1 pseudogene is annotated in these 490 nt (G+C 70.0%); it reads right to left on the bottom strand.

The features are described 5' to 3' along the window. Positions 1 to 445, bottom strand: a pseudogene (locus AB0L75_RS42860) (hypothetical protein); the annotation flags it as partial. Positions 446 to 490: the final 45 nt, after the last annotated feature.

The following is a 490-nucleotide window of genomic DNA, read 5'->3' on the forward strand; positions in this document are numbered from 1 at the left end:
TGTGGCGGGGGGTGCCGGTTTCCAGGTCCCACACGATCGCGGTCTTGTCGTAGCTGGCCGTGACGGCGACGGGCGTCCCGTCCGCGAGTCGGGCGCCGGCGACCGCCCGCACTACGTCTTTGTGGCCGGTGAGGGTGTGGCGGGGGGTGCCGGTTTCCAGGTCCCACACGATCGCGGTCTTGTCGTAGCTGGCCGTGACGGCGACGGGCGTCCCGTCCGCGAGTCGGGCGCCGCTGACCGCCCGCACTACGTCTTTGTGGCCGGTGAGGGTGTGGCGGGGGGTGCCGGTTTCCAGGTCCCACACGATCGCCGTCTTGTCGTAGCTGGCCGTGACAGCGACGGGCGTCCCGTCCGGCAGGACGGCACCGGTCACTCCGTTCACCTCACCGCGGTGGCCGGTGATGACAGGACGGTGGGCGCCGGTACTCAGATTCCAGAGGATCATGCTCCTGTCGCTGCTAGTGGTGATGGCAAGCGGCGTCCCGTCGGA

Source organism: Streptomyces sp. NPDC052101, assembly GCF_040680235.1.
GTDB lineage: Bacteria > Actinomycetota > Actinomycetes > Streptomycetales > Streptomycetaceae > Streptomyces.